The sequence below is a fragment of the Vibrio coralliirubri genome (genome assembly GCF_024347375.1).
In the GTDB taxonomy this organism is placed as follows: Bacteria; Pseudomonadota; Gammaproteobacteria; order Enterobacterales; family Vibrionaceae; genus Vibrio; species Vibrio coralliirubri.
This window is the reverse complement of the sequence record NZ_AP025470.1, coordinates 3,573,973-3,597,925: the sequence shown is the minus strand read 5'-3', so window position 1 is coordinate 3,597,925 and position 23,953 is coordinate 3,573,973. Positions and strand designations below refer to the sequence as shown.

At 45.9% G+C, this 23,953-nt stretch carries 21 protein-coding genes; 14 read left to right on the top strand and 7 right to left on the bottom strand.

Annotated elements, in window-relative coordinates; all coding sequences use genetic code 11:
• Window positions 1-119: 119 nt before the first annotated feature.
• The 3 genes from OCV20_RS16265 to OCV20_RS16255 form a co-directional block, all read right to left on the bottom strand.
• Window positions 120-1,838 (bottom strand): hypothetical protein, encoded by a 1,719-nt coding sequence (locus OCV20_RS16265; RefSeq protein WP_086774451.1) that lies wholly within the window; start codon window positions 1,836-1,838, stop codon window positions 120-122.
• Between the two features lie 202 nt (window positions 1,839-2,040).
• Window positions 2,041-3,396 (bottom strand): glutathione-disulfide reductase, encoded by a 1,356-nt coding sequence (gene gorA, locus OCV20_RS16260; RefSeq protein ID WP_048612423.1) that lies wholly within the window; start codon window positions 3,394-3,396, stop codon window positions 2,041-2,043.
• Between the two features lie 188 nt (window positions 3,397-3,584).
• A complete protein-coding gene (locus OCV20_RS16255) occupies window positions 3,585-4,424 on the bottom strand; it encodes a 23S rRNA (adenine(2030)-N(6))-methyltransferase RlmJ (protein WP_017065664.1) in 840 nt (279 codons plus the stop codon).
• A 279-nt stretch (window positions 4,425-4,703) separates the two neighbouring features.
• Here OCV20_RS16255 and prlC point away from each other — a divergent pair, with 279 nt between their 5' ends.
• A complete protein-coding gene (prlC, locus tag OCV20_RS16250) occupies window positions 4,704-6,746 on the top strand; it encodes an oligopeptidase A (protein ID WP_048617742.1) in 2,043 nt (680 codons plus the stop codon).
• A gap of 102 nt (window positions 6,747-6,848) precedes the next feature.
• Here prlC and asnC read toward each other — a convergent pair whose 3' ends face one another.
• Window positions 6,849-7,313 (bottom strand): transcriptional regulator AsnC, encoded by a 465-nt coding sequence (asnC, locus tag OCV20_RS16245; RefSeq protein WP_008218581.1) that lies wholly within the window; start codon window positions 7,311-7,313, stop codon window positions 6,849-6,851.
• A 126-nt stretch (window positions 7,314-7,439) separates the two neighbouring features.
• On the opposite strand from asnC, the gene OCV20_RS16240 reads away from it, so the two are divergent.
• From OCV20_RS16240 to OCV20_RS16230, 3 genes are all read left to right on the top strand, one after another.
• Window positions 7,440-10,562 (top strand): EAL domain-containing protein, encoded by a 3,123-nt coding sequence (locus OCV20_RS16240; protein ID WP_086774452.1) that lies wholly within the window; start codon window positions 7,440-7,442, stop codon window positions 10,560-10,562.
• Window positions 10,563-10,674: 112 nt separating this feature from the next.
• Entirely contained in the window at window positions 10,675-11,454 is a 780-nt protein-coding gene (locus OCV20_RS16235; protein ID WP_017060146.1) for a class I SAM-dependent methyltransferase, read from the top strand.
• 141 nt (window positions 11,455-11,595) lie between these two features.
• Window positions 11,596-12,186, top strand: a complete 591-nt coding sequence (locus OCV20_RS16230) for a hypothetical protein (RefSeq protein ID WP_050648420.1) — start codon at window positions 11,596-11,598, stop codon at window positions 12,184-12,186.
• 112 nt (window positions 12,187-12,298) lie between these two features.
• Here the strand turns inward: OCV20_RS16230 and OCV20_RS16225 are convergent, their stop codons facing one another.
• Together OCV20_RS16225 and uspA are read right to left on the bottom strand one after the other, a co-directional pair.
• Window positions 12,299-13,177 (bottom strand): carboxylate/amino acid/amine transporter, encoded by an 879-nt coding sequence (locus OCV20_RS16225; RefSeq protein ID WP_086774453.1) that lies wholly within the window; start codon window positions 13,175-13,177, stop codon window positions 12,299-12,301.
• A 52-nt stretch (window positions 13,178-13,229) separates the two neighbouring features.
• Window positions 13,230-13,664 carry a universal stress protein UspA gene (uspA, locus tag OCV20_RS16220; protein WP_017060149.1) on the bottom strand — a complete coding sequence of 145 codons (435 nt, stop codon included), beginning with the start codon at window positions 13,662-13,664 and terminating at the stop codon, window positions 13,230-13,232.
• Window positions 13,665-13,853: 189 nt separating this feature from the next.
• Here uspA and ftnA point away from each other — a divergent pair, with 189 nt between their 5' ends.
• The 3 genes from ftnA to OCV20_RS16205 all read left to right on the top strand — a co-directional run bounded on the left by ftnA (window position 13,854) and on the right by OCV20_RS16205 (window position 16,217).
• A complete protein-coding gene (ftnA, locus tag OCV20_RS16215; protein WP_017066029.1) occupies window positions 13,854-14,381 on the top strand; it encodes a non-heme ferritin in 528 nt (175 codons plus the stop codon).
• 68 nt (window positions 14,382-14,449) lie between these two features.
• Window positions 14,450-14,773 carry a universal stress protein UspB gene (gene uspB, locus OCV20_RS16210; RefSeq protein ID WP_009848060.1) on the top strand — a complete coding sequence of 108 codons (324 nt, stop codon included), beginning with the start codon at window positions 14,450-14,452 and terminating at the stop codon, window positions 14,771-14,773.
• Between the two features lie 250 nt (window positions 14,774-15,023).
• Window positions 15,024-16,217, top strand: a complete 1,194-nt coding sequence (locus OCV20_RS16205; RefSeq protein WP_050053166.1) for a BaiN/RdsA family NAD(P)/FAD-dependent oxidoreductase — start codon at window positions 15,024-15,026, stop codon at window positions 16,215-16,217.
• Window positions 16,218-16,362: 145 nt separating this feature from the next.
• On the opposite strand, the gene OCV20_RS16200 is transcribed toward OCV20_RS16205, so the two are convergent.
• Window positions 16,363-17,256: a DMT family transporter gene (locus tag OCV20_RS16200; protein WP_048617749.1), complete on the bottom strand. Its 894-nt coding sequence runs from the start codon at window positions 17,254-17,256 to the stop codon at window positions 16,363-16,365.
• A gap of 138 nt (window positions 17,257-17,394) precedes the next feature.
• On the opposite strand from OCV20_RS16200, the gene rmuC reads away from it, so the two are divergent.
• The 7 genes from rmuC to tatC all read left to right on the top strand — a co-directional run bounded on the left by rmuC (window position 17,395) and on the right by tatC (window position 23,730).
• Window positions 17,395-18,927, top strand: coding sequence for a DNA recombination protein RmuC (gene rmuC, locus OCV20_RS16195; RefSeq protein ID WP_086774454.1), 1,533 nt, complete (start codon window positions 17,395-17,397; stop codon window positions 18,925-18,927).
• Between the two features lie 65 nt (window positions 18,928-18,992).
• Window positions 18,993-19,772: a bifunctional demethylmenaquinone methyltransferase/2-methoxy-6-polyprenyl-1,4-benzoquinol methylase UbiE gene (gene ubiE / locus OCV20_RS16190; RefSeq protein WP_026012235.1), complete on the top strand. Its 780-nt coding sequence runs from the start codon at window positions 18,993-18,995 to the stop codon at window positions 19,770-19,772.
• A gap of 98 nt (window positions 19,773-19,870) precedes the next feature.
• A complete protein-coding gene (locus OCV20_RS16185) occupies window positions 19,871-20,476 on the top strand; it encodes a ubiquinone biosynthesis accessory factor UbiJ (RefSeq protein ID WP_017063051.1) in 606 nt (201 codons plus the stop codon).
• Complete coding sequence (gene ubiB, locus OCV20_RS16180) at window positions 20,473-22,107, top strand: ubiquinone biosynthesis regulatory protein kinase UbiB (protein ID WP_017065813.1); 1,635 nt, start codon at window positions 20,473-20,475, stop codon at window positions 22,105-22,107. The genes OCV20_RS16185 and ubiB overlap by 4 nt, the downstream gene beginning before the upstream one ends.
• A gap of 53 nt (window positions 22,108-22,160) precedes the next feature.
• A complete protein-coding gene (gene tatA / locus OCV20_RS16175; protein ID WP_017060154.1) occupies window positions 22,161-22,415 on the top strand; it encodes a Sec-independent protein translocase subunit TatA in 255 nt (84 codons plus the stop codon).
• Between the two features lie 3 nt (window positions 22,416-22,418).
• On the top strand, window positions 22,419-22,826 hold the full coding sequence (gene tatB, locus OCV20_RS16170; RefSeq protein ID WP_048612432.1) for a Sec-independent protein translocase protein TatB: 408 nt from the start codon (window positions 22,419-22,421) through the stop codon (window positions 22,824-22,826).
• A gap of 148 nt (window positions 22,827-22,974) precedes the next feature.
• Window positions 22,975-23,730, top strand: a complete 756-nt coding sequence (gene tatC, locus OCV20_RS16165; RefSeq protein WP_017060156.1) for a twin-arginine translocase subunit TatC — start codon at window positions 22,975-22,977, stop codon at window positions 23,728-23,730.
• Window positions 23,731-23,953 lie beyond the last annotated feature (223 nt).

Sequence of the window (23,953 nt, the reverse complement as noted above, 5' to 3'; positions counted from 1 at the left end):
ATAGGTCTTTGTTTTGGTATCTACGTTGATAGTTGTTTGAAGGTTCATGTGGGGTAAGAATGAAAAAACCAGAAGCACGGCTTCTGGTTTCTGATTAAGTCATCAAACTAACTCAGTGATTAGTTGATTTTCTGCATGATGCTAACACGACCATCGGTGTTACCTGTGTTATCCATCTTACGACGGATAAGCAGACCTTCATCCCAGTTGGTACCCGCAGGTTGGTATTCCCACTTAACGAAGTATTCATCGTTTGAGGTACAAGCAGCGCCTGCAACGTAATTGTCTTGGTCGCAGAAACGAACTACTGTGTTCAGTTCTGTCAGTGTCGCTTTTGAAGCTCGGTCTGTTTGACCAAACCACCAGTAATCGATAGCGCCTAACTCCGCGTAGGTTGCAGCAAACTGCCCCATATCTTCTGGTGAAGATTGGTCGCCATTTTCGCTGTCACACTCAAAACCTGATGTAGTTACTTTTGTTGCGCCGAACACCATAGTACTCACTGCAACTTCGCCATTGTCACAGTACTCTTTCGTTTCCCATGTACCAGTGAAATCTACATAACGTTCAGAATCTTTTGTTGGAATTTCGTAGTAGTAAGCAACACGCTCTGTTACGCGAGGTTGGGGATTATTTGCGTCGCTCCCCAGTGTTTCTTTCTTAACAATCTCAGAATAAATGCCAGTTACAGGATCGAAAGAGCCAGAAGTTGTATCACGAATCCAGTTTGATGGGTCGCTGTCTTTATCTTTGTCATCCCAGACATTGTTTGCGGTGTAGTGATTCAAGTCAGATGCTTTTTGTACATCAAATGGCTTCCATCCCTCGATGTCTTCGGCTGTGAATTCTTCATCAGCGGTTTCTGATTGTGCCAAGTCTCGAAGTTTGTAGGCAAACGCGTCATTCAATACAAATTTGCTATCAGGTGTTACTGAGCCATTTGTTTGGTCTACAGTACCATCCTTGTTTGTATCACAACCTTGTAGTTTCGAGCTGTTTTCATCTATCCATTGATGAGCAGAGTTAGATACACATGTTAGGTATTGCTCAGCAAAGCTTTCTGATAATGAATAGTCGTTAGATCCTGCGAACATAGTGACTGATTCTGCAGAATTCACTTTGAACGTCATCTCGGTCATGCCGCGAGTACGCTCGAACATTTCTTCTTCCATTAGCTTGTCAGCGTGGACGTATATGAATTCGTTAGAGTTCTGGGTGACATCAATGTAACGAACGAATTTGCCAGCAGTGATAAATGGATTTGCAGAGTCATCACCGCGTTCCATTGATCCAAATGCATTTTCCATATGAGTTAATGCTTGTTCTTCAGAGGCAATATTAGCCGCATCTACGTCCATCGTATCTAGGAAGTCAATCACGCTAGCGCGGTCATCAAGACTCAGATCTTTCATCTTCGCTAACGTAGCAGCATCAGGTTCGCGCAGCATATCCGGAACTGTCAGTATTTCATCTGAAGTATTACCAAACTGGTTATCCAGAGATTGAAGTAAAATTGCTAGGTTAAGTGCGCGAGCGTATTTACCTGCCGCTTCAAATGGAGTCAGTACATCACGGTTTGATGCTGCACCTACTTTTAAGCCGTTTTCGCCGCCAATGAAGAAGGTAACCGTGTCGCTAGTTTTAGCGGTAAATTCGCCTTCACTATTTGTAACACCGTTTAAGCCAGAGCTAGTGTTGTAGTAGATACCTTCAACAGCGGCATCGATAAACTTATTGGTTGTTGATGTTTCAGTTGGTGTTGTGACACTTGAACTGTCGCTACCACAACCTGTTAAAGCCACTGCAATCGCCGCTGCGAGAATACTCACTTTTTTCATTACTCGTACATCCTTTATGTAATAGAGCTATTTGTTATTTTTATGCGTGTAATTTTATAGTACGCGATTGTAGTGTGATCTTTATTCCAAGTTAAGCGTGTAAAATGCTGTTCGGTTAATAAATATTCAAACCATACGGTAAAAAACACAAAAAGCCGACAGATGTCGACTTTTTAATAATATTTCTTTGACTTACAAAGGTTTAACGCATGGTCACAAATTCTTCGCTGCCCGTTGGGTGAATTGCCACAACAGAGTCGAAGTCTGCTTTGGTTGCGCCCATCTTCATTGCAACGCCGAAGCCTTGAATCATTTCATCAACAGTGAAACCGATGCCGTGTAGGCCAACTACAGTCTCTTCTTCGCCAGCACATACTAGCTTCATCTTACAAGGTTGACGGTGCTTGGTTACTGCTGTGTACATAGCAGTGAAGCCAGACGTGTATACCTTGATGTTGTCTTTGCCGTATTGCTCTTCCGCTTCTTGAGTCGTTAGACCAATTGTGCCGATAGGTGGGTGGCTGAATACAACAGTAGGCACTAGCTTGTAGTCCATTTTCGCGTTGGTTTGACCGTTGAATAGACGCTCAGAAAGCTGACGACCTGCTTTAACAGCAACAGGAGTTAGCTCGATACCGCCTTCCATGATGTCGCCAACACAGTAGATGCCAGGAACGTTGGTTGCTTGGAACTCGTCTACTTTGATGTAGCCACGGTCGTTAGTTGCAACGCCAGTTGATGCTAGGTTGATAGCGTCGGTTGCTGGGTGGCGACCGATAGCCCAGATTAGGTGGTCAACGTTTTGAGTGTTGCCGTTCTCTAGGTGTAGAGTCAGTGTGCCGTCTGCTTCTTTCACAACTTCTTTTGGAACAGAGTGTGTATGCAGTGTAGGGCCTTCCGCTTCCATTACTTCAACCAATGTCTCGATGATCATTGGGTCGAAGCTGCGAAGTGGTGACTCTTTACGACAGAACAGGTGTGTTTCTGTGCCAAGTGCGCTTAGTACGCCTGCGATTTCTACTGCGATGTAGCCTGCGCCGATAACAGCAACACGTTTAGGTTGCTCCATTAGGTCGAAGAAGCCATTTGAATCGATGCCGTATTCTGCGCCTGGGATGTTTGGAATGGTTGGACGACCACCTACCGCGATCAGGATGTGATCAGCTGTGTAGTGTTCACCGTTAACTTCAACAGTTTTCTCGTCAACGAACTTAGCAAAGCCTTTGATTACGTTTACTTTGTTGTTACCAAGAACGCGATCGTAAGATTGGTGGATACGACCAATGTACGCTTGACGGTTTTCTACCAATTTGCTCCAGTTGAAGCCTTTTACGTCAACGTCGAAGCCGTAGTCTTCAGAGTATAGGTTGATAGCTTCAGCAACTTGAGCGCCGTGCCACATTACCTTTTTAGGAACACAACCAACGTTTACACAAGTACCACCAAGGTCTTGAGCTTCGATAAGTGCAACCTTTGCACCGTGCATTGCTGCGCGGTTTGCTGATGCGATGCCGCCTGAACCGCCGCCGATACAGATGTAATCAAAATGAGTCGCCATTACTTTCTCCATTTATTGAAGGCTGTGGGTACAGTGAGCGCACTGAACACCTACGTCCTATAGATTCTTAAATTGTCTAATTATTATATTGAGGGCAGATCGGTTGAACTCAATCTCCCTGTTTAAAATTTATTCGTGTACGTCACAATCTGCTGAATATTCGTCAGAGCATGACGTTAAGTTCGAGATTACTCGGGTACGATCCACTCTACTTTGAAATGACCGGTCGCCGGCGCAATTGCTTCCTTCAAGAATGGAAGAATCTCTTTCATTTGGCTTTCTAGCTTCCAAGGTGGGTTAATCACGATCATGCCTGATGCTGTCATGCCACGCTCGTTGGTGTCTGGTGATACGCCAAGTTCGATTTGTAGAATCTTGTTGATGCCTAAGCCTTCGAGACCTTCGATCATATCTTCGATATCACAGCGGTTTACTACCGGGTACCAAATTGCATAGATACCGGTTGCCCAGCGCTTGTGGCTTTGAGCGATTGCAGTCACGACATCACGATACTCTTTTGCCAGCTCGTAAGGCGGGTCGATCAGCACTAAACCACGACGCTCTTTTGGTGGCAGGCTACCCTTTAAGCGCTTAAAACCATCTTCTTTATAGATAGATACCTGACGATCACGGTGGAATTCTTGCTCAAGCAGAGGGTGATCGGCTGGGTGAAGCTCAGTCAGTACCATGCGGTCTTGGTCACGCAGGTGTGCACGTGCAACACGTGGAGAACCTGGGTAGTAACGCAGTTTCTCGCCATTATTTAGAATGGAAATAGACTCAAGGTAGCTTTGAATGTCTTCAGGAAGATTTTGCTGTTCCCAAACGCGAGCGATACCTTGTTTGTACTCACCAGTTTTTTCAGACCATTCATGCGTTAAGTCGTAACGACCTACACCAGAGTGAGTGTCATGATAAACAAAAGGCTTATCCTTCTGTTTCAAAGAATTAAGAATAAGGCTCTGTACGATATGCTTTACTACGTCGGCATGGTTACCTGCGTGGAAGCTGTGGCGATAACTTAACAAATTAAACTCTCGTAACACTCTCGAATTAGAGTGTGGTTAGTGTAGGTGGGGTTAATCAGACTATTATAACCCTCAATGGACCATAAATTCTCGAACAATTCAGGAACAGTCGCTAGCAATATGCAGTTAGTTATTGGTTCTACTATTGAAATTTGCCTTGCTGGGCACTATTTAATAACTATTCGCAGGTGATTTTTTAGGGCGAACTTTAGCCTGATGACTGTAAGACGACCTCATTACAAAAAAGACGAAAGTCTCTAAAGCCAAAGGAATGTTTATATGTCTAATCCGCTATTAACCTTCACGGACTTACCTCCGTTTTCACAGATCAAGCCAGAGCACGTAAAGCCTGCAGTTGAGCAAGTGATTGAAGCGTGTCGCAACAAGATAGAACAAGTACTTGAAGGTAATACTTCACCAAGCTGGGACAACCTAGTTGCTCCAATTGAAGAAGTGGATGATCGTTTAGGTCGCATTTGGTCACCTGTAAGCCATATGAACTCTGTCGTGAACAGTGACGAACTGCGTGAAGCGTATGAGAGCTGCTTACCTGTGCTATCTGAATACGGCACTTGGGTTGGCCAACACAAAGGCTTGTTCGAAGCGTATAAAGCAATCAAGGCGAGCGAAGCATTCTCTGCACTGAACCAAGCTCAACAAAAAACCATTACCGACGCTTTACGTGACTTCGAATTGTCGGGTATTGGCTTACCTGCAGACGAACAGCATCGCTACGGCGAGATCAGCAAGCGTCAGTCGGAGCTAGGCTCTCAATTCTCAAACAACGTGCTAGATGCAACCATGGGTTGGAGCAAGCAGATCACAGACGTAGCTGAGCTGGCAGGTATGCCTGAATCAGCACTGGCGGCAGCACAAGCGGCGGCTGAGTCTAAAGAGCAACAAGGCTACCTACTGACTTTAGATATCCCATCATACCTACCTGTGATGACTTACTGTGATAACCAAGAACTGCGTAAAGAGCTTTATGAAGCATACGTAACGCGCGCTTCAGATCGCGGTCCAAACGCAGGTAAGTGGGACAACACTGAGATCATCACTGAGCAACTTAAACTGCGTCACGAGATCGCGCGTATGCTTGGTTTCAGTACTTACAGCGAAAAATCTCTTTCGACTAAGATGGCAGAAACGCCAGACCAAGTACTTGGCTTCCTAAACGACCTAGCAGTAAAAGCCAAACCGCAAGGTGAGCGCGAAGTTGAAGAGCTACGCCAGTTTGCTGAGAAAGAATTTGGTGTTTCTGAGCTAAACCTGTGGGACATCGCTTACTACAGTGAGAAACAAAAACAGAAGCTGTTCGAGATCTCTGATGAAGAGCTTCGTCCTTACTTCCCAGAATCTAATGTGGTTTCAGGTTTGTTTGAGGTACTGAACCGCGTGTTTGGTATGTCGGTAACAGAGCGTGAAGGCGTAGACACTTGGCATGAGTCAGTGCGTTTCTTTGATATCTTTGATGCGACTGGAACACTGCGTGGTAGCTTCTACCTAGATCTATACGCACGTGAACACAAACGTGGTGGCGCTTGGATGGATGACTGTCGTGGTCGTCGCATTACCGAATCTGGCGAGCTGCAAACGCCAGTTGCTTACCTGACGTGTAACTTCAACAAGCCAGTTGGTGATAAGCCAGCACTGTTTACTCACGATGAAGTAGTGACCTTATTCCACGAATTCGGTCACGGCATTCACCACATGCTGACGCAAGTAGAAGCGGGCGCAGTTGCAGGTATCAACGGTGTGCCTTGGGATGCGGTTGAATTGCCAAGTCAGTTCCTAGAAAACTGGTGTTGGGAAGAAGAAGCGCTGTCGTTCATCTCTGGTCACTTCGAAACGGGTGAAGCGCTACCAAAAGAGATGCTAGAGAAGATGCTAGCGGCGAAGAACTTCCAATCTGCGATGTTTATCCTGCGTCAGCTAGAGCTTGGTTTGTTCGATTTCACGCTGCACACAGAATATGACCCTGAAGTGGGTGCTCGCGTACTAGAAACACTAGCGGATGTTAAGTCTAAGGTATCGGTACTGCCAAGCCTAGATTGGAACCGTTTCTCACACAGCTTTGGTCACATCTTTGCTGGTGGCTACAGTGCGGGTTACTACAGCTACCTTTGGGCAGAAGTACTATCGGCAGATGCGTTCTCAGCATTTGAAGAAGAAGGTATCTTCAACACTGAAACCGGTAATCGTTTCTTGAATAACATCCTTGAAATGGGTGGCAGTGAAGAGCCAATGGAGCTATTCAAACGCTTCCGTGGCCGTGAGCCACAAATCGACGCAATGCTGCGTCACGCGGGAATCAACGCATAATCACGGTAACTATCTAGTTTATTGCGAGATAATTGCGAAAAGAGCCTCTAGTTAGAGGCTCTTTTTTTGTCTGTGCTTAATGCCAAGCAAGGCGAATCAATGTTATGGATTCACATTGCGGTTGATAGGGTTCTGCAATGAAATCAGTGTCTCTGTCGACTGAACTTCATCGATCGCTTGCAGCTTATCGATCAATACAAACTGCAGCTCTTCTATCGACTTACACATCAGCTTTACAAAGATATTGTAAGCACCAGTGGTGTAGTACGCCTCAACCACTTCGTCTAAGGCATTCAGCTTAGCGATCGCCGAGTGGTAATCTTTGGCAGCATTAAGGTTGATGCCAATAAAGCAACACACGTCGTAACCCAGCTTTTTGGTGTTTACCACAACTTCCGTTCGCTCAATAATGTCTGCCGATCTCATCTTTTCGATGCGAACGTGAATCGTCGCAGGGCTGACATCGAACTGCTTTGCCATTTCAGCATAAGGAGTACGTGCATCTTCCATCAAGGTTTTGAGAATGGCACGGTCTAGATCATCTAGACGAGCTGTGGTTGTGGACATGCATAATCCTTAGGTTGAATGAAAAACATACCGGCTTGAGTACACATCATAGCCAAGGGTGATAATATTAGCAGTAACTATAGGGTTAGGGTGAATTCAGTGCGATTTTCGTTATTTTTTATTGTGATGTGTTGGAGTGTTTTTGCTTCAGCTCAGGCAAAAGATGTGTTGGTCATTCACTCTTATCATCAAGGCTTTTTCTGGACAGATGATTTCCATAAAGGATTATCCGATGAGCTCGATCGTGATGGTTTGTCTTATCGTGTCGTTTACCTTGATAGCAAACGTACTCAAAATCCTGAATACCTTGAGCGTGTCTACCAGCTTTATCACACCAAGTTGATGCATGAAGAATTCGCTGCAGTTGTGGTGAGTGATAATAACGCATTGAATCTAATGAAGCGCCTCGCGCCCGATCTCAAAGGTACGCCAGTCATCTTTGGCGGCATCAACAATTTCTCCCCTCAAATGATTGAAGGCTTAAATGCGACCGGCATTACCGAAGACATAGATTTGGTTGGCAACATCGAGCTGATCAAGCGCCTTCAAGCGACCGTAAAGAAGATCTACATTGTTACCGACCATTCAGTCACGGGTGAGGCCATTCGTTCTCAAATCGATCTGTTCATCAAAACCCATCCCGATTTTTCTGACCTCGTTGAGCACTATGTGCCGGATTCTTACCAAGAGTTAATGGCCTTTTCTCAACGTGCTGACTTAGGTAAGAGCTTGCTGTTTTGGGCGTACTACCGCGATGCACAAGGTCGGGTGAGTAGCGATGAAGATTGGCGACAATTGAATATCAAGACCCAAATGCCACTGTACATGGTGCACGATCTCGGGCTAGGTTTTGGTGCGATTGGTGGTGTTATTCAAAGTGGTGAAACGCAAGGTCGAGATACAGGACGCGTGTTGTTGAGTGTGCTGAAAAACCCCAAGGCACCATTGCCATTGGTGGTTGCTGGCGCGCCAGAAATTAAACTCGATTACCAACAAATCTCACGTTGGGATCTGGGCGCAGAGAACGAAGCCTCGGTGACCTTCCTCAATAAGCCGAAGTCATTTCTAGTACGCTACCGCGATGAAATTCGCACCATAGGTTTGCTGTTTTTGGTGATGTCGTGTGTCATCGCGACCTTGGTGTACTACCTCAATCGTCTTAAAAAAAGTGAACGTGCTAGCCGACAAAGTCAGTTGTTACTGGAATCGATATTCGACCAAAGCCTGCAGTTCATGGGCATCATTGATAAGGGTGGCGTGCTGCTGTCGAGCAACAGCAAGCTACATGAGCTGCTTTATAACCAAGGCTATAAACTCGGAACGCCTCTGCAACAACACCAACATTGGGAAAGCTCTGCGCGAGAAGTGCTAGCCGACTATTTCATCGCAAAAAGTGAGCACCCAGCGTTACGATTTGAAGCCGAGGTGTGGTGTCGAGATCGCGGTGCGATGGTGTTGGATATTTCATTGAAGCCGATGCCGGGCAGTGAAGAAGAAGACATTCAGTTTCTCTTTGAGGCGCGCGACGTGACCTCGCGTAAGCTTGCTGAGAATAAGCTGTTCCAGCGTGAAGCAAACTTGAAGCTGTATTACGACAAACAGCCGGTGATGATGATTACGCTTGATGGCAATAATCGCATTCAACAAGTGAACCAGTTTGCCGAAGAGCTTTTGGGTTACCCGTTAGATCAGTTGTTGGGCCATCGCCCTAGAGAGTTCTATGTTGATGAGAACGCGATGATTCCGCGTCATATCTTGCTGCAACCACAGCATAAGATTCGTGGTGTGTGGCGTCGTGATATCGAATATCGTCATGCCGACGGCAGCAAGATCTGGATTCGTGAAAATATCCGCCCGTTGGTCGAATCTGATCAGCTGCTGATTGTGGGTGAAGACATCACCGAAACGCACGAGCTTTCTGAAAAGCTAGAATATCAGGCTCGCTATGACCTGCTGACTGACACCTTTAACCGCAACCACTTTGAGCAAGAGCTGCAAAAAGCGCTGAAAGAGGTTGAGAGCCACATGCGAACTCACGCGATGTTGTTCTTAGATTTGGATCAGCTGAAAGTGCTGAACGATACCGCAGGACATGAAGCGGGTGATGCTGCGATCTTGTTTAGTGCCAAGTTGCTAGAAGACGTGCTGCCTTACAATGCGGTGTTAGCGCGAATGGGTGGTGATGAGTTTGCTGTATTAATGAAAGACTGTACTGAGCGAGACGCGGTTAATGTGTGTCGCAGTATTATCTCGATGATGAGTGAGAATCCATTCTTGTGGGATGATATTCGACTCAACCTGACTTGCTCTATCGGTATTCGATTGATTGATCATACTGCGGCTTCACCGCAGATGGTGCACGCTCAGGCGGATGCAGCTTGTCATGCCGCTAAAGAAGAAGGTCGCAATCGCTATCATCTTTACCATCAAGATGATGAAGACCTGCGTCGTCGCCATCTTGAGATGGAGTGCGTTAACCTAGTGCATGAGGCCTTGGCTAATGATCGCTTAGAGCTGTTTGCGCAGCGTATTCTTGGCCTAGATGAAGACAGCGATAAAATGCACTTTGAAATCTTGGTGCGCATCAAGAACATCCAAGGGGAATACATCTCCCCAGGGATTTTCATGCCAGCCTCAGAGCGTTATAACATCGCGCATTTGATTGATCGCCAAGTCGTCAGTCAAACCTTGAGTTGGTTGGAGCAACGCCCTGAGGTTATTGAGGAACTCGGGATGTGTTCAATCAACCTTTCCGGTCACTCGATGGGGAATCGTGACTTTGTCGAGTTCTTGATAGATAGCCTGAGCGATTCATCGATACCGTGTCATAAGATTTGTTTAGAGATCACCGAAACGGCCGCCATGAGTAACATGAAGCAGGCGATCAAGTTCTTCACTCGCATTAAAGAGCTTGGCTGCATGATTGCATTGGATGATTTTGGTTCAGGGCTATCGTCATTTGGCTATCTGAAAAAATTGCCCGTCGATATTGTGAAGATCGACGGCCTGTTTGTGCGTGATATTGATGTCAATGAGATGGACCATGTGATGGTTCGCTCGATCAATGATCTCGCCAAGCAGATGGGCAAGCACACCGTGGCTGAGTTCGTTGAAAATACCCAGATCATCGACAAGCTGATTGAGTTGGGTGTGAACTACGCGCAGGGCTACATCATAGGCCGACCTAAACCACTCGCAGAGCTCGTTGAAGAGTTAAGACAAGAACGAGAGACAGAGCCATTGGTTTAGGTAAGCCGACTTTAGCCGGGAATACTTTTCACCGCTAATATGTATTGTTGAGGCAATCAGGTAAACTGGTTGCCTCTTTTGTTTTGAATACTACTGTCTGTTGGAGACGACCTTGCAACTACAACTGATTTGCGAAGATGCTACCCAAATCGATCATTTGAATGACTTAGCGACCCGCTGGAACTTATCTCATGATGAAAGCAGCGATTTTGCTTTGGTACTGACTAGTGAGCGACTTGAGCTACGTAAAGTCGATGAGCCTAAGCTTGGCGCTATCTTTGTTGATTTAGTGGGAGGCGCAGTCGGTCACCGACGTAAGTTTGGTGGTGGTAAAGGTCAGGCGATTGCCAAAGCAGCTGGTTTAAACAAAGGCGCAACGCCAACTATTCTTGATGGTACTGCCGGCTTAGGGCGCGATGCGTTTGTGTTGGCTTCTCTAGGTTGTAAGGTGCAAATGGTCGAGCGTCACCCAGTTGTGGCTGCACTGCTTGATGATGGCTTGCAGCGAGCGCAACAAGACCCAGACATTGGTGGTTGGGTAAGTGAGCGTATGAAGCTGATTCACGCATCCAGTCACGATGCATTGGATAAGCTCAGCAACGATCCTGACTTCGAACAGCCAGACGTGGTGTACCTTGACCCAATGTACCCACACCCTGAGAACAAAAAGAAATCGGCTCTGGTTAAAAAAGAGATGCGCGTATTCCAATCTTTGGTGGGTGCCGATCTGGATGCTGATGGTCTATTTGAGCCGGCGATGAAGTTGGCATCGAAGCGAGTTGTGGTTAAAAGACCGGATTATGCAGCGTGGTTAGACGAGCAAAAACCAAGCATGGCGATCGAAACCAAAAAGAACCGTTTTGACGTCTATGTGAAAGCATCAATGACTTAGCGGAAGCATCAATAACTTAGCAACACGCTAAGAAAATTTCCCGTCATAAATACGATAAATTGCCATTTAACACTTGCGATAGTCGCGTTACGGATGTATATCTAACTAAGAATCATTATTATTCTTAGCTGGAGTTGTAGCATGGCTAAACGCTTTTGTAAGTTAAACCGTCGAGATATCACTGAACACTTGGGTGAGATCCACAGCTTGGTGACTGAACCTAAGTTCGTGTGTCGTTCTTGCGCGCGTTCTTCGGCGGATCAAGCGAACCTATGCAAACCAACCGCAATTCCACCTCTTGGTTGTCAAAACAAACCCGTTGAAGAGAAAGTCGCATGCGGCCTGCTAGCGGAAACACTACCTGCACCAGAGCTATCGCTTGCGGAAATCAACGAGACAATTGAGCCGAGCGTACAAATGTTCGATCCTGCCGCCGCTGATATTGCCCCTGAGCTTGCAAAAAAAGAAGCCGCGCAGAAGAAAGCCAAGCTGAAAAAACTGATGGCGAAGGCGAGCGGTGATGAGAAAGCTGAACTCAAACAAGCGAAGAAAGCAGCTAAGAAACAAGAAAAGTACAATAAGAAACTGGCGAAGATGATTAAGAAGCAACAAAAGCTGTTTAAGAAAAGCCAGAAGCTGGAAAGTGAATTGGAACGAATCAACCTACAACTTGATGATGTGGCCTTCACTGAAACCAAGACTCAGGTAGTGAGCCACAATCACATCCACTGAAGTTGATTTGAATGGTTTATTGCTAGAGCGATGATTTAAAAAGAGCGACCTAAGGTCGCTCTTTTGCTTTTTGGGGTTATCCGAGCTGACTCATGCAGCTCGTTCAAATCAGCTAAGCGTTGCTTGCGGATCTTGCTACGCGCTTCTTCACCCAGGTTTCATTGACGAATAGAGAGAATAAGATAACGGCGCCACCAATAGACAAGCGAACCAAATCGACATCTCTGTTCCAAATCAGGATATTCACCACCAGGCCCGCAGGAACCAAGGCATTGTTCATCACTGCCAGCGCGCCAGCATTCACCATGCACGCGCCTTTATTCCACATAAAGTAACCCAGCCCCGAAGCAATCAAGCCAAGGTAGATCAGGGTTCCCCATTGAAGTGTGGTGGTGGGTAGTTTCTCTGGATTGCCCAGTAGCATGAAAGCCACTGACGCGACACATAGCGCTCCTAAGTAGAAGTAACCAAATACGGTTCGCTGAGGTAACTCGGTTGATTCCTTCTCCATCACCACCTTGTAGCCCACCTGACCGATAGCAAAGCACAGGTTCGCGCCTTGCACGACGAGGAAGCCAACCAAAAAGTTTTCGTTGATGCCTGCGAATTTAATGAATACCGCGCCCAATACCGCAATTGCCGCCGTCACTAAGTACCACGGAGAGAATTGCCCTTTGAGAAAGTCATAAATCAGCGTGACGTAAATTGGCGTGAAAACGGTAAACAAAAGGACTTCAGGAACGGATAGCAGTAAGAAAGATTGATAGTAGAAGCAGTACATCAGGCCAAGCTGGATACCACCAATTGCCATCAATTTAGCGATCAGCTTACGCGATACGCCGCGAAACTTTAGGAAAGGAAGAAATACGACGCCAGCAAGGGCAACACGCATCAGAACAGAGAACCAAGAATCAACCTGACCCGCAAGGTAAACGCCGATCAGGCTAAAGGAGAAGGCCCATAGGAGGGTAACACCAGCTAAATAGCTCATAGTAAAACTTCGTTAATAAGATATAAGCTGTATGTTACCTAACCTTAAATCATTAGTCTTCTGAATCTCTTAGAGGCACGACCAGCATATCAACCGGAGAGGCGTTGATCAGTTGGCGTGTTGAAGAAAGCAGCTTGCTCCAAAAGTCTTGATGGTGACCGCAAACCACGAGATCAACATTGAACTCGTTGATGGTGTCACACAGCTCATGACTCAAATCACCACTGCCTACTAGGGTATGGGTGATCGGGTATTGGGCGTGCTCCGCAAAATTTTGCAGCTGAATACGAGATGCTTCCATCGCGTTGTGCTGGGTTTCGGCCATGTTGATATCAATCAGGCCAGTGTAGAGCTCCGCGTAGTTAATATCAATATGGATAAAAGAGACTTTGGCTTCCAATGGCTTTGCCAATGCTACCGCTTTATCCACAATTAATTTGCTGTCTTCTGATAAATCGACTGCGACCAAAATATGTTTGTAACTCATATCGCTACCTCCTTTATTCATTGTCTGTTTAAAGATTAGCACTATGCGATGGCTTTTTTTGCTGAAGTGATCTCATATCCACTGTCTTGCGTAATGACAGCTCGAAATATTGGTTAACTAATGGCCTGCGAGATATTCATTAAATAGTGATATAGTAGAGAAAATTGAGGATGTAATTAGGAGTCTTAAATGCTGTCAAAAACTATGGTTGAGCAACTGAATGATCAAATTAACCTAGAATTTTTCTCATCCAATCTATACTTACAAATGAGTGCTTGGTGTGAAGACAAAGGATTTGAAGGTGCAGCAGAGTTTCTGCGTGTTCATGCAGTAGAAGAAATGGAACATATGCAGCGTCTTTTCACTTACGTAAGCGAAACAGGTGCAATGCCAATTCTGGGTGCGATTGAAGCACCAAAACACGAATTCGAAAGCCTTGGCGCAGTGTTCCGTGAAACTTATGAACATGAGCAGATGATTACTGAAAAGATCAACAAACTGGCTCACGTTGCTTTCAGCACACAAGACTACTCAACCTTTAACTTCCTGCAATGGTACGTTGCAGAGCAACATGAAGAAGAGAAGTTGTTTAAAGGTGTATTGGATAAGCTAGAACTTGTTGGTGAAGACGGTAAAGCACTGTTCTTTATTGATAAAGACCTAGCGCAATTGGCAAAAGATGGTTCATCTTCAATTATGGAAGCTCCTGCCGTTTAGGTAGTACGAGAAAGACACTGATTATCTTTTTCTTTTGAGTTTTCTTATGAAGATGTAGGGAGGAAAGGATGATCAGCGGCGACACTATTCTATTTGCACTAATGGTTGTGACTTGCGTGAACTGGGCGCGTTATTTTACTGCGCTAAGAACGCTCATTTATATTATGCGAGAAGCGCATCCTCTACTTTATCAACAAGTAGACGGAGGCGGTTTTTTCACAACCCATGGCAATATGACCAAACAGGTTCGCCTGTTCAGTTACATCAAAAGCAAAGAGTATCACCATCATCATGACGAAGTTTTTACTTCGAAGTGCGATCGTGTAAGACAGTTATTCATACTCTCTTCAGCTCTGTTAGGTGTAACCTTGCTCTCTTCTTTCATCGTCTAAATCTTTTAGCTCGTGAGAAGTAAAGCCTAGGTTTTGGTGTGAAGCTTTGGTTGTTGGTTCGCTAAGCCAAGTAGTGGTTTTGCTGCTGTCTGCAAACTGTACAATTGAACATCAATTGCAAAGTTTAAAATTGCCGCTAAAATAGCGAGCAATTAGTAAGGATGTGCTGTTTATGCACATCCTTTTTTATTGATGGCATTTCGAGAACAGGGTGTACTCGGGCTGCAAAAGTGAAGAAAAGCAGAACCACATGAGTGAAAAATTTGATGTAATCGTAATTGGTGCGGGCGCCGCAGGCTTAATGTGTGCTGCGGAAGCTGGTAAACGCGGCCGACGAGTGCTGGTGGTTGATCATGCAAAGAAACCAGGCAGAAAAATTTTAATCTCAGGTGGCGGTCGTTGTAACTTCACTAACTATGATGTTTCAGCCAACAACTTCCTGTGTAACAACCCTCACTTCGTGAAGTCAGCTTTATCTCAATACACCAACTGGGATTTTATCTCGATGGTGAGTAAGTACGGTATTGAGTTCGAAGAGCGCGATCACGGCCAGTTGTTCTGTGTGAATGACCACACAGCAAAAGATATCGTGAGTATGCTGCTTGACGAGTGTAAGCAGGCGAAAGTCGAACAGCGCTACCGTTGTGATGTTCACTCCATCGAAAAAACAGACGCTGGCTTTAAGATGCACCTTAATACCGACGAAGTTGAGTGTGACTCACTCGTTGTGGCAACAGGTGGTTTGTCGATGCCTAAGCTGGGCGCAACACCATTTGGCTATAAGATTGCCGAGCAATTTGGTTTGTCTGTGATGCCGACTACGGCGGGCTTAGTGCCATTCACTCTACATAAAGAAGATAAAGAAGCTTTCGCAGAGCTTTCTGGTATCGCAATTCCTGCCGAGATCACCGCGCAAGACGGAACCTTGTTCAAAGAAGCGTTGTTGTTTACTCACCGCGGCCTATCGGGTCCTTCAGTACTGCAAATTTCTTCGTTCTGGAAAGCGGGTCAGTCGGTTTCGATTAATCTAGTACCTGAAGTCGATGTAGCTGAACTGCTGGCTAACTCTCGCGAGAAACACCCAAATCAGAGCCTGAAAAATACCTTGGCGAAAGCACTGCCAAAGCGTTTTGTGGAAGTGTTGATTGACCGCAAAGAGCTGGAAGACAAGCCGCTCAAGCAGTTCAATGAAAAACAGCTGAATGACATCGTAGAGCATCTTGAAAACTGGAAAATCGCGCCAAACGGCACCGAAGGTTACCGTACTGCCGAAGTAACTCTAGGCGGCGTAGACACCAATCACTTATCTTCAAAAACCATGGAATGTAAGAGCGTGTCAGGCCTCTATTTCATCGGTGAAGTGATGGATGTTACTGGCTGGCTTGGTGGCTATAACTTCCAATGGTGTTGGAGTTCTGGCTTTGCAGCAGGTCAGTGGGTTTAAGCTTTTAGCTTACTCACTAGATTTTAAATTATATAAAAATGGCGAGTCATATGACTCGCCATTTTTGTATCTAATATTTTTTCCAGCTCTAGATTCGACTTTATCGATGGCTTTTCGTGATCAATCGAATCTTTTAGCGCTTGTTTTACGCAGCTTTGTTTTTTGAAAACTTGATCTGTTGAATCACCAAGCCAGCAATGATCAGTACCAAACCAAACAGTGTTGCAGGGTGAATCTCTTCACCTATGATGGTTGAAAGTAGCATCAGTGAGATAAACGGTGAGGCAAAAATCAGGTTGCTGATACGTGCCGTATTGTTGGTTAACTTGAGTGCTGATAACCACAATACAAAGGTAATACCCATCTCAAATAATCCAACGTAAGTCACCGCCATCCAACCCTTCGCCGTAATTTGGCTAAAGCTTTCGCCCTCAAAAAGGGTTAAACCGATCGCGAATGGTAATGCCACCAAGAAACCAAGCAGTACGCCAACCACTGGGTCAGCCTTGTTTTTGGTGTTGAGAATCCAATATCCTGCCCAAAGTAGAGTAGAAAGCAGCGCCAGTGCCACACCTAGTGGGCTATCGAACTGCATGCCTAGGACATCGCCTTTGGTGGCAATAACTACCACACCCGCATAGCTGAAGGTACACGCAATCCAATCTTGCTTACGAATCTTTTGCCCCAGAAAAACCGCCGCCATTAAGGTTAGCGTGATAGCCCAGCTGTAGTTGATGGCTTGAGCTTGAGAAGCGGGCAGCAGGTCGTAGGCTTTGAATAGAATCAGGTAATAGGCCAATGGGTTAACTAAGCCGAGCAGTAAGTAATACCAAGGATTTGAAAGAAACGTAGTACTCAGCTGAGAAAGCTTGCCTTGAAAGGCGCAGACTGCGATCAGCGCAATCGACGACACAATACTGGCAATGGTCAGCATTTGAATAGGTGAAAACTCAGCAAGGGTCAGCTTAAAAGCAGTAGCGACCGTTGACCACAGCAGTACTGCGGAAAGGCCAAAGCCCAAGGCACGACGTTCGTTCATGGCAACTCATTCTAATTTGATGGGACAGAATACGGAGCGCCTAGTCTATCTGTCGAATTTTAATACGGCAAACTGGACATTTATCCAGTATCAAAATACCATTTAATGAGTTATTTCCAATTAGGCTAAATCATTATCATGCAATGGATTATCGAACATCAGGCAACGCTTATTGCTGCAATTTCTGGCGCGCTCGTCAGCGGTGGTGTGGTGGGTTGGTGGATTAAACAGAAGCTCTCTTTTCAGCAGCGATTGCTAGAGCAGCAGCTAGAGTCCGATCGTTTGTTGTATGAATCTCAGCAAGCTCAGCTCAAAGCATCACTCGCAGAGGCGCAACAAGAACTCAATGAGTTAGATGATGACCGAGACAAAGCGGCATTCGAGCTCAAGCAGGCGCACGGTAAGGTGATGGCTGCGATGGAAAAGCTGCGTTACTTTGAGGCGGTCAAGCAAGAGCGCCAGCAGTACGCTAATGAGATCAATGTGCTTAAAGATCATAAGTCTGAATTAGAAGCCGAGCTGCGCGAGCAAGAAGCAAGGCATGACCAAGAAAACCTCGCCAATAGTGAAAAGCTGCAACTACTAGAACAAGCCGAATCTCGACTTAAGCAGCAGTTTGAATTGTTAGCGAACCAATTGTTTGAAACCAAAACTGCCAAGGTCGATCAGCAGAATAAGCAGAGCTTAGAAGGTTTGTTGTCTCCACTAAGAGAGCAGTTGGAAGGCTTCAAGAAACAAGTGAACGACAGCTTCAGCCAAGAGGCCAAAGAGCGTCATACCTTGGTGCATGAGCTTAAGAACCTACAACGTCTCAATGAGAGCATGACACGTGAAGCGGTGAACCTGACTCAAGCGCTAAAGGGCGATAACAAACAACAAGGTAACTGGGGCGAAGTGGTACTGGCACGGGTGCTTGCTGAATCAGGGTTGCGCGAAGGTCACGAATACCAAACGCAAGTGAACCTGCAAAACGATGCGGGTAAGCGCTACCAACCGGATGTGATCGTGCATCTGCCACAAGACAAGCAAGTGGTGGTCGATTCAAAAATGGCGCTGGTGGCCTTTGAGCGCTACTTCAATGCCGAAACCGATCAGCAACGCGATGCTGCATTGCGTGATCACTTGGTGTCATTGCGAGCGCATATCAAAGGCTTGAGCCAGAAAGATTATCATCAGCTCAAAGGCATACAGAGCCTGGATTACGTATTGATGTTTATCCCGGTTGAGCCAGCATTCCAAGTGGCGATTCAGGCTGATCCTAGCTTGGTGAAAGATGCGATGGAGCAAAACATCATCTTGGTCAGCCCAACCACTCTGCTGGTGGCACTGCGTACCATTGATAACCTGTGGCGTAACGACAGACAGAACCAGAACGCACAAGTTATCGCGGAACGTGCGAGCAAGCTTTACGACAAGCTGCGCCTGTTTGTTGATGATATGGAAGGCCTTGGCAGTTCGCTTGATAGAGCCAACCAAAGCTACCAAGGGGCGATGAATAAGCTAGTGACGGGGCGGGGTAACGTGATTCGTCAGGCCGAAAGCTTCAAGCAATTGGGTGTTGAAGTGAAGAAGCCGATCTCGATTGGTTTGGCTGAAATGGCGCAAAATGAGGCTTTTTCAGAAAATGCCTCCTTAGTAGAAAGACAACCTGCTGAGGATAAAGTAAACTAATCGGCCGCAGCGCCTCTAAATACAAAGAGCGCTGTCGATGAGAACTTACCATGGTAGATAACAGCATTATGGACACAAGCGTGCAGACAAATTCAGCAGTAGAGTCAGAAACCACACACTTTGGTTTCGAAACAGTCGCAAAAGACGAAAAAGTCGCGAAAGTAGCAGAGGTATTTCACTCTGTAGCCGCTAAATACGACATCATGAATGACTTAATGTCGGGTGGTGTTCACCGCTTGTGGAAGCGATTTACGATTGATTGCAGTGGCGTGCGCCCGGGTCAACGTATCCTAGACCTTGGTGGTGGTACCGGTGACCTGACTGCGAAGTTCTCGCGTATCGTTGGTGAAAAAGGCCACGTGGTTCTTGCTGATATCAACAACTCAATGCTGAATGTTGGCCGTGATAAGCTGCGTGATAGTGGTATTGTTGGCAACGTACATTACGTTCAAGCAAACGCTGAAGAGCTGCCTTTCCCAGACAACTACTTCGATTGCATTACCATCAGCTTCTGTCTGCGTAATGTAACCGATAAAGACCAAGCGCTGCGTTCAATGTACCGCGTGCTGAAGCCGGGCGGTCGCCTGTTGGTTCTTGAGTTTTCTAAGCCAGTACTTGAACCTCTATCAAAGGTTTACGATGCCTACTCTTTCCACCTGTTGCCAAAAATGGGTGAGCTGATTGCCAACGACGCAGACAGCTATCGTTACCTTGCAGAATCAATCCGCATGCACCCGAACCAAGAAACCTTGGAAGGCATGATGCAAGAAGCGGGTTTTGAAAATACAAAATACTTCAACCTAACGGGCGGCATTGTTGCGCTGCACCGTGGTTACAAGTTCTAGTCGAACTTGGTAGCAGGCTCTTAGGGCGTGCTAAACAATAAGAATAAAGACAGAACGGATAGGTTAAGGCTTATCCGTTTTCAAAGGTAAGGACAGTCATGCCATTTGATCCATTGGTAACCGCGGTTATTGAAACCTCTTTAAATACTTTCGTGAACGATGATCCAGCCTTGGTTCGTCGTTTGTCTCGTTTAAAGGGGCAGATCATTCAAGTTAATTTGAAAGAGTTGAATAAAACACTCACTTTCGTTTTCAGCCAACAAATCGATGTGTTGTCTGAATATGAAGGGCAGCCTGATTGCTACCTATCTTTGAACCTATCGGTGTTACCGGAACTGCGTGAGCAATCGAACATCACCAAGCTGATCAAGCAAGATAAGCTTATCTTAGAGGGTGATATTCAACTGGCTCAGAAATTTGCTCAGCTGATGACAGACTGCAAGCCTGATTTGGAAGAGTGGTTATCGCGCGTAACGGGCGATGTGGTTGCGCATACCTTGGTGCAAGGCGTTAAAAACGTCGGTGGCTTTGTAGCAAAACAGGCGACTAAGCATCAAAACCATGTAGCTCAAGTTCTGACTGAAGAGTGGAAGATCGCACCCGCACCGTTAGAAGTCGCGCACTTTTGCGACCAAGTTGATGACGTAAAAAGCTCCGCTGCTCGTCTTGAAGCTAAGTTGAACGCTCTGTTGGAGAAAGCATGACCCCAGCAGAACTGAAACGTCTTTATCATATTATCAAGGTACAGTTGGAGTACGGCCTTGATGAGTTGATGCCGGAACACCAACTGACTAAAGCCCCTTTGTTGGCGCGAAAGTCACTGTTTTGGCTCAAGAACAAGCATCAAGATAAAGAGTTGGGTCATCGCTTGCGCCTTGCGCTGCAAGAACTTGGTCCAGTGTGGATCAAGTTTGGACAGATGATGTCGACACGTCGTGATCTGTTCCCTCCTCATATCGCCGATCAGTTGGCGTTGTTGCAAGACCAAGTTGCGCCGTTTGATGGACAACTGGCTAAGCAAGATATGGAAAAGGCGCTCGGTGGTAGTTTAGATAACTGGTTTACCGACTTTGATATCGAGCCACTGGCTTCTGCTTCTATTGCTCAGGTGCATACCGCAAAGCTTAAAGAGAGCGGTCGCGAGATTGTTCTGAAGGTAATTCGACCTGATATTCGCCCAGTGATTGATGCAGATCTAAAACTGATGCACCGAATGGCGCGTATAGTCGCTAAGTCGCTTCCTGAAGCACGTCGTTTGAAACCGGTTGAAGTGGTTCACGAGTACGAGAAAACGTTACTCGATGAATTGGATCTGCGCCGAGAGGCAGCCAATGCCATTCAACTGCGACGTAATTTTGAAGGCAGTGAAGAGCTGTATGTTCCAGAGGTTATCCCTGATCTAAGCAGCGAAACCCTGATGGTGTCAGAGCGTATCTACGGTATTCAAGTCTCCGATATTGAGACGCTAGAAGCCAACGGTACCAACATGAAATTGCTCGCGGAACGCGGTGTGACGGTATTCTTCACCCAAGTATTCCGAGACAGCTTTTTCCATGCAGACATGCACCCGGGCAACGTATTCGTTAACCCAGAGAATCCAGATAACCCTCAGTGGATTGGTTTGGATTGCGGCATTGTCGGCACGCTCAACAGCGAAGATAAGCGCTATTTAGCCGAGAACTTGTTGGCTTTCTTCAATCGAGATTACCGTAAAGTTGCCGAGCTGCACGTGGATTCGGGGTGGGTGCCACACGACACCAACGTCAATGATTTTGAGTTCGCGATCCGTATGGTGTGTGAGCCAATTTTTGCAAAACCACTTGGCGAGATCTCATTTGGCCATGTGTTGCTAAACTTATTTAATACAGCAAGACGTTTCAACATGGAGGTTCAGCCTCAGTTGGTACTTCTACAGAAGACCTTGTTGTATGTGGAAGGTCTAGGTCGTCAGTTGTATCCGCAACTTGATTTGTGGGCAACAGCCAAGCCTTTCCTTGAAACCTGGATGATGAATCAGGTGGGGCCGCAAGCTGTGATTAACGCAGTAAAAGAGCGCGCGCCATTCTGGGCAGAAAAACTGCCAGAGCTGCCAGAGCTACTTTATGACAGCTTGCGCCAAGGTAAAGCGATGAACCACAGAATGGATCAGCTTTATCAAGGCTACCGAGATAGTAAGCGTCAGCAAGCAACTGGAAAGTTTTTGTTTGGCGTTGGAGCCACTTTAGTCGTATGCTCCGCAATATTAGTTTCAAGCCCTTATGAGCAGCTATCTATGGGCTGTGGCATCGCAGGTGTCACATTTTGGTTGCTTAGTTGGCGAGCTTACCGTCGTTAGACAGTAGACTCTCTTAATATTTTTATGTGTAGACAGACCCGAGGACAATGACAATGGGTGGTATCAGTATTTGGCAACTTCTAATCATTGCTGTAATTGTAATTTTGCTATTCGGAACAAAGAAACTGCGCGGTATGGGTGGTGACTTAGGTTCAGCGGTTAAAGGCTTCAAAAAAGCGATGAGCGATGAAGACAAGCCTGCAGATAAGAAAGATGCAGACTTCGAACCAAAGAATATTGAACAGCAGAAGACAGAAGCTCACGCTGAAACAACTGCTGAAACAAAGAAAGACAAAGAGCAGGCGTAAATCGTGTTTGATATCGGTTTTTGGGAACTGGTATTAATATCTGTCGTTGGGTTAGTGGTTTTAGGGCCTGAGCGTTTGCCCGTGGCGATTCGCAGTATTTCCAAGTTTGTTGGACAAGCGAAAAGCATGGCAAATAGTGTGAAAGATGAACTTTCTCATGAGCTTAAGGTGCAAGAGCTGCAAGAAAACCTACGCAAGGCGGAAAAAATGGGAATGGAAGATTTATCTCCAGACCTTAAAGCGTCAGTCGATGAACTCAAGCAGGCCGCTGCTGAGGTTCAACGTCCGTATGCTAAGCCTGAGTCTGATAAGCCAAGTGAGACTAAACCTAGTGTCACGGAAACTGTGGAATCTGAAACCATTCAGGTCAACAGCGAAGCTTCAGCACCGTCAGATAAGAAAGCCGAATAGTCTCGCAAGGAGGAGTCGCCGGATACTTGAGTCGCTAGATGTTTAAATAGATAGCTATTCAAGTAAATAACTATTCAAGTGGATACCAATTCAACTGGATAGATACACGCGCGGCTCCTTTTCGATCTTCCTGTTTAAGAGGTTTGACATGTCTTCGACTGAGCAGACACAGCCTTTAATTAGCCACCTTCTAGAACTACGTAATCGCCTACTACGTGCGATTGTCGCGGTGCTAGTGATATTTGTCGGGCTAATTTATTTTGCTAATGATATTTATGAATTCGTATCAGCACCTTTGGTAGATCGTCTACCTGAAGGGGCGACGATGATCGCAACCGATGTTGCATCGCCATTTTTCACACCGCTGAAATTAACCTTGATCGCGTCTATATTCCTCGCGGTTCCGTTTATTTTGTATCAGGTGTGGGCTTTTGTTGCTCCGGGTTTATACAAGCATGAAAAACGCTTGATCATGCCGCTATTGGCTTCAAGTTCATTGCTGTTTTACTGTGGTGTGGCGTTCGCTTACTTTATTGTATTCCCATTGGTATTTGGCTTTTTTACGGCCATATCATTAGGGGGAGTAGAGTTCGCAACCGACATCTCAAGCTATCTTGATTTTGTACTCGCGCTGTTCTTTGCTTTTGGTATTGCCTTTGAAGTGCCAGTTGCGATTATCTTGTTGTGTTGGACGGGTGCAACAACGCCTCAATCTCTGTCTGAAAAGCGTCCTTACATTGTTGTGGGTGCTTTCATCATAGGTATGATGCTGACACCACCTGATATGATCTCGCAAACGCTGTTGGCGATTCCAATGTGTATTTTGTTTGAGATTGGTCTGTTCTTCGCACGTTTTTATACGCGTAAGCCAGATGCGGATGAAGAGGAAGAAGCTGAATCTTGATTCGGAATGCTTCAGTAAAAATCACATAATAAAAAAGCGGCCTAGGGCCGCTTTTTTATTATGTCTGTTTATCGAATCTTTAACTGATAACCACAGTTCTGACATATATAGAGCTCTTTGATGCCCAAAATTTTATGCCATAGGGTTCGATGTTGACGTTGTAAGTGTTGTGAATGGTCACACATAATCAACTACCTCCATATGCAGGTGGTTGATACTATAC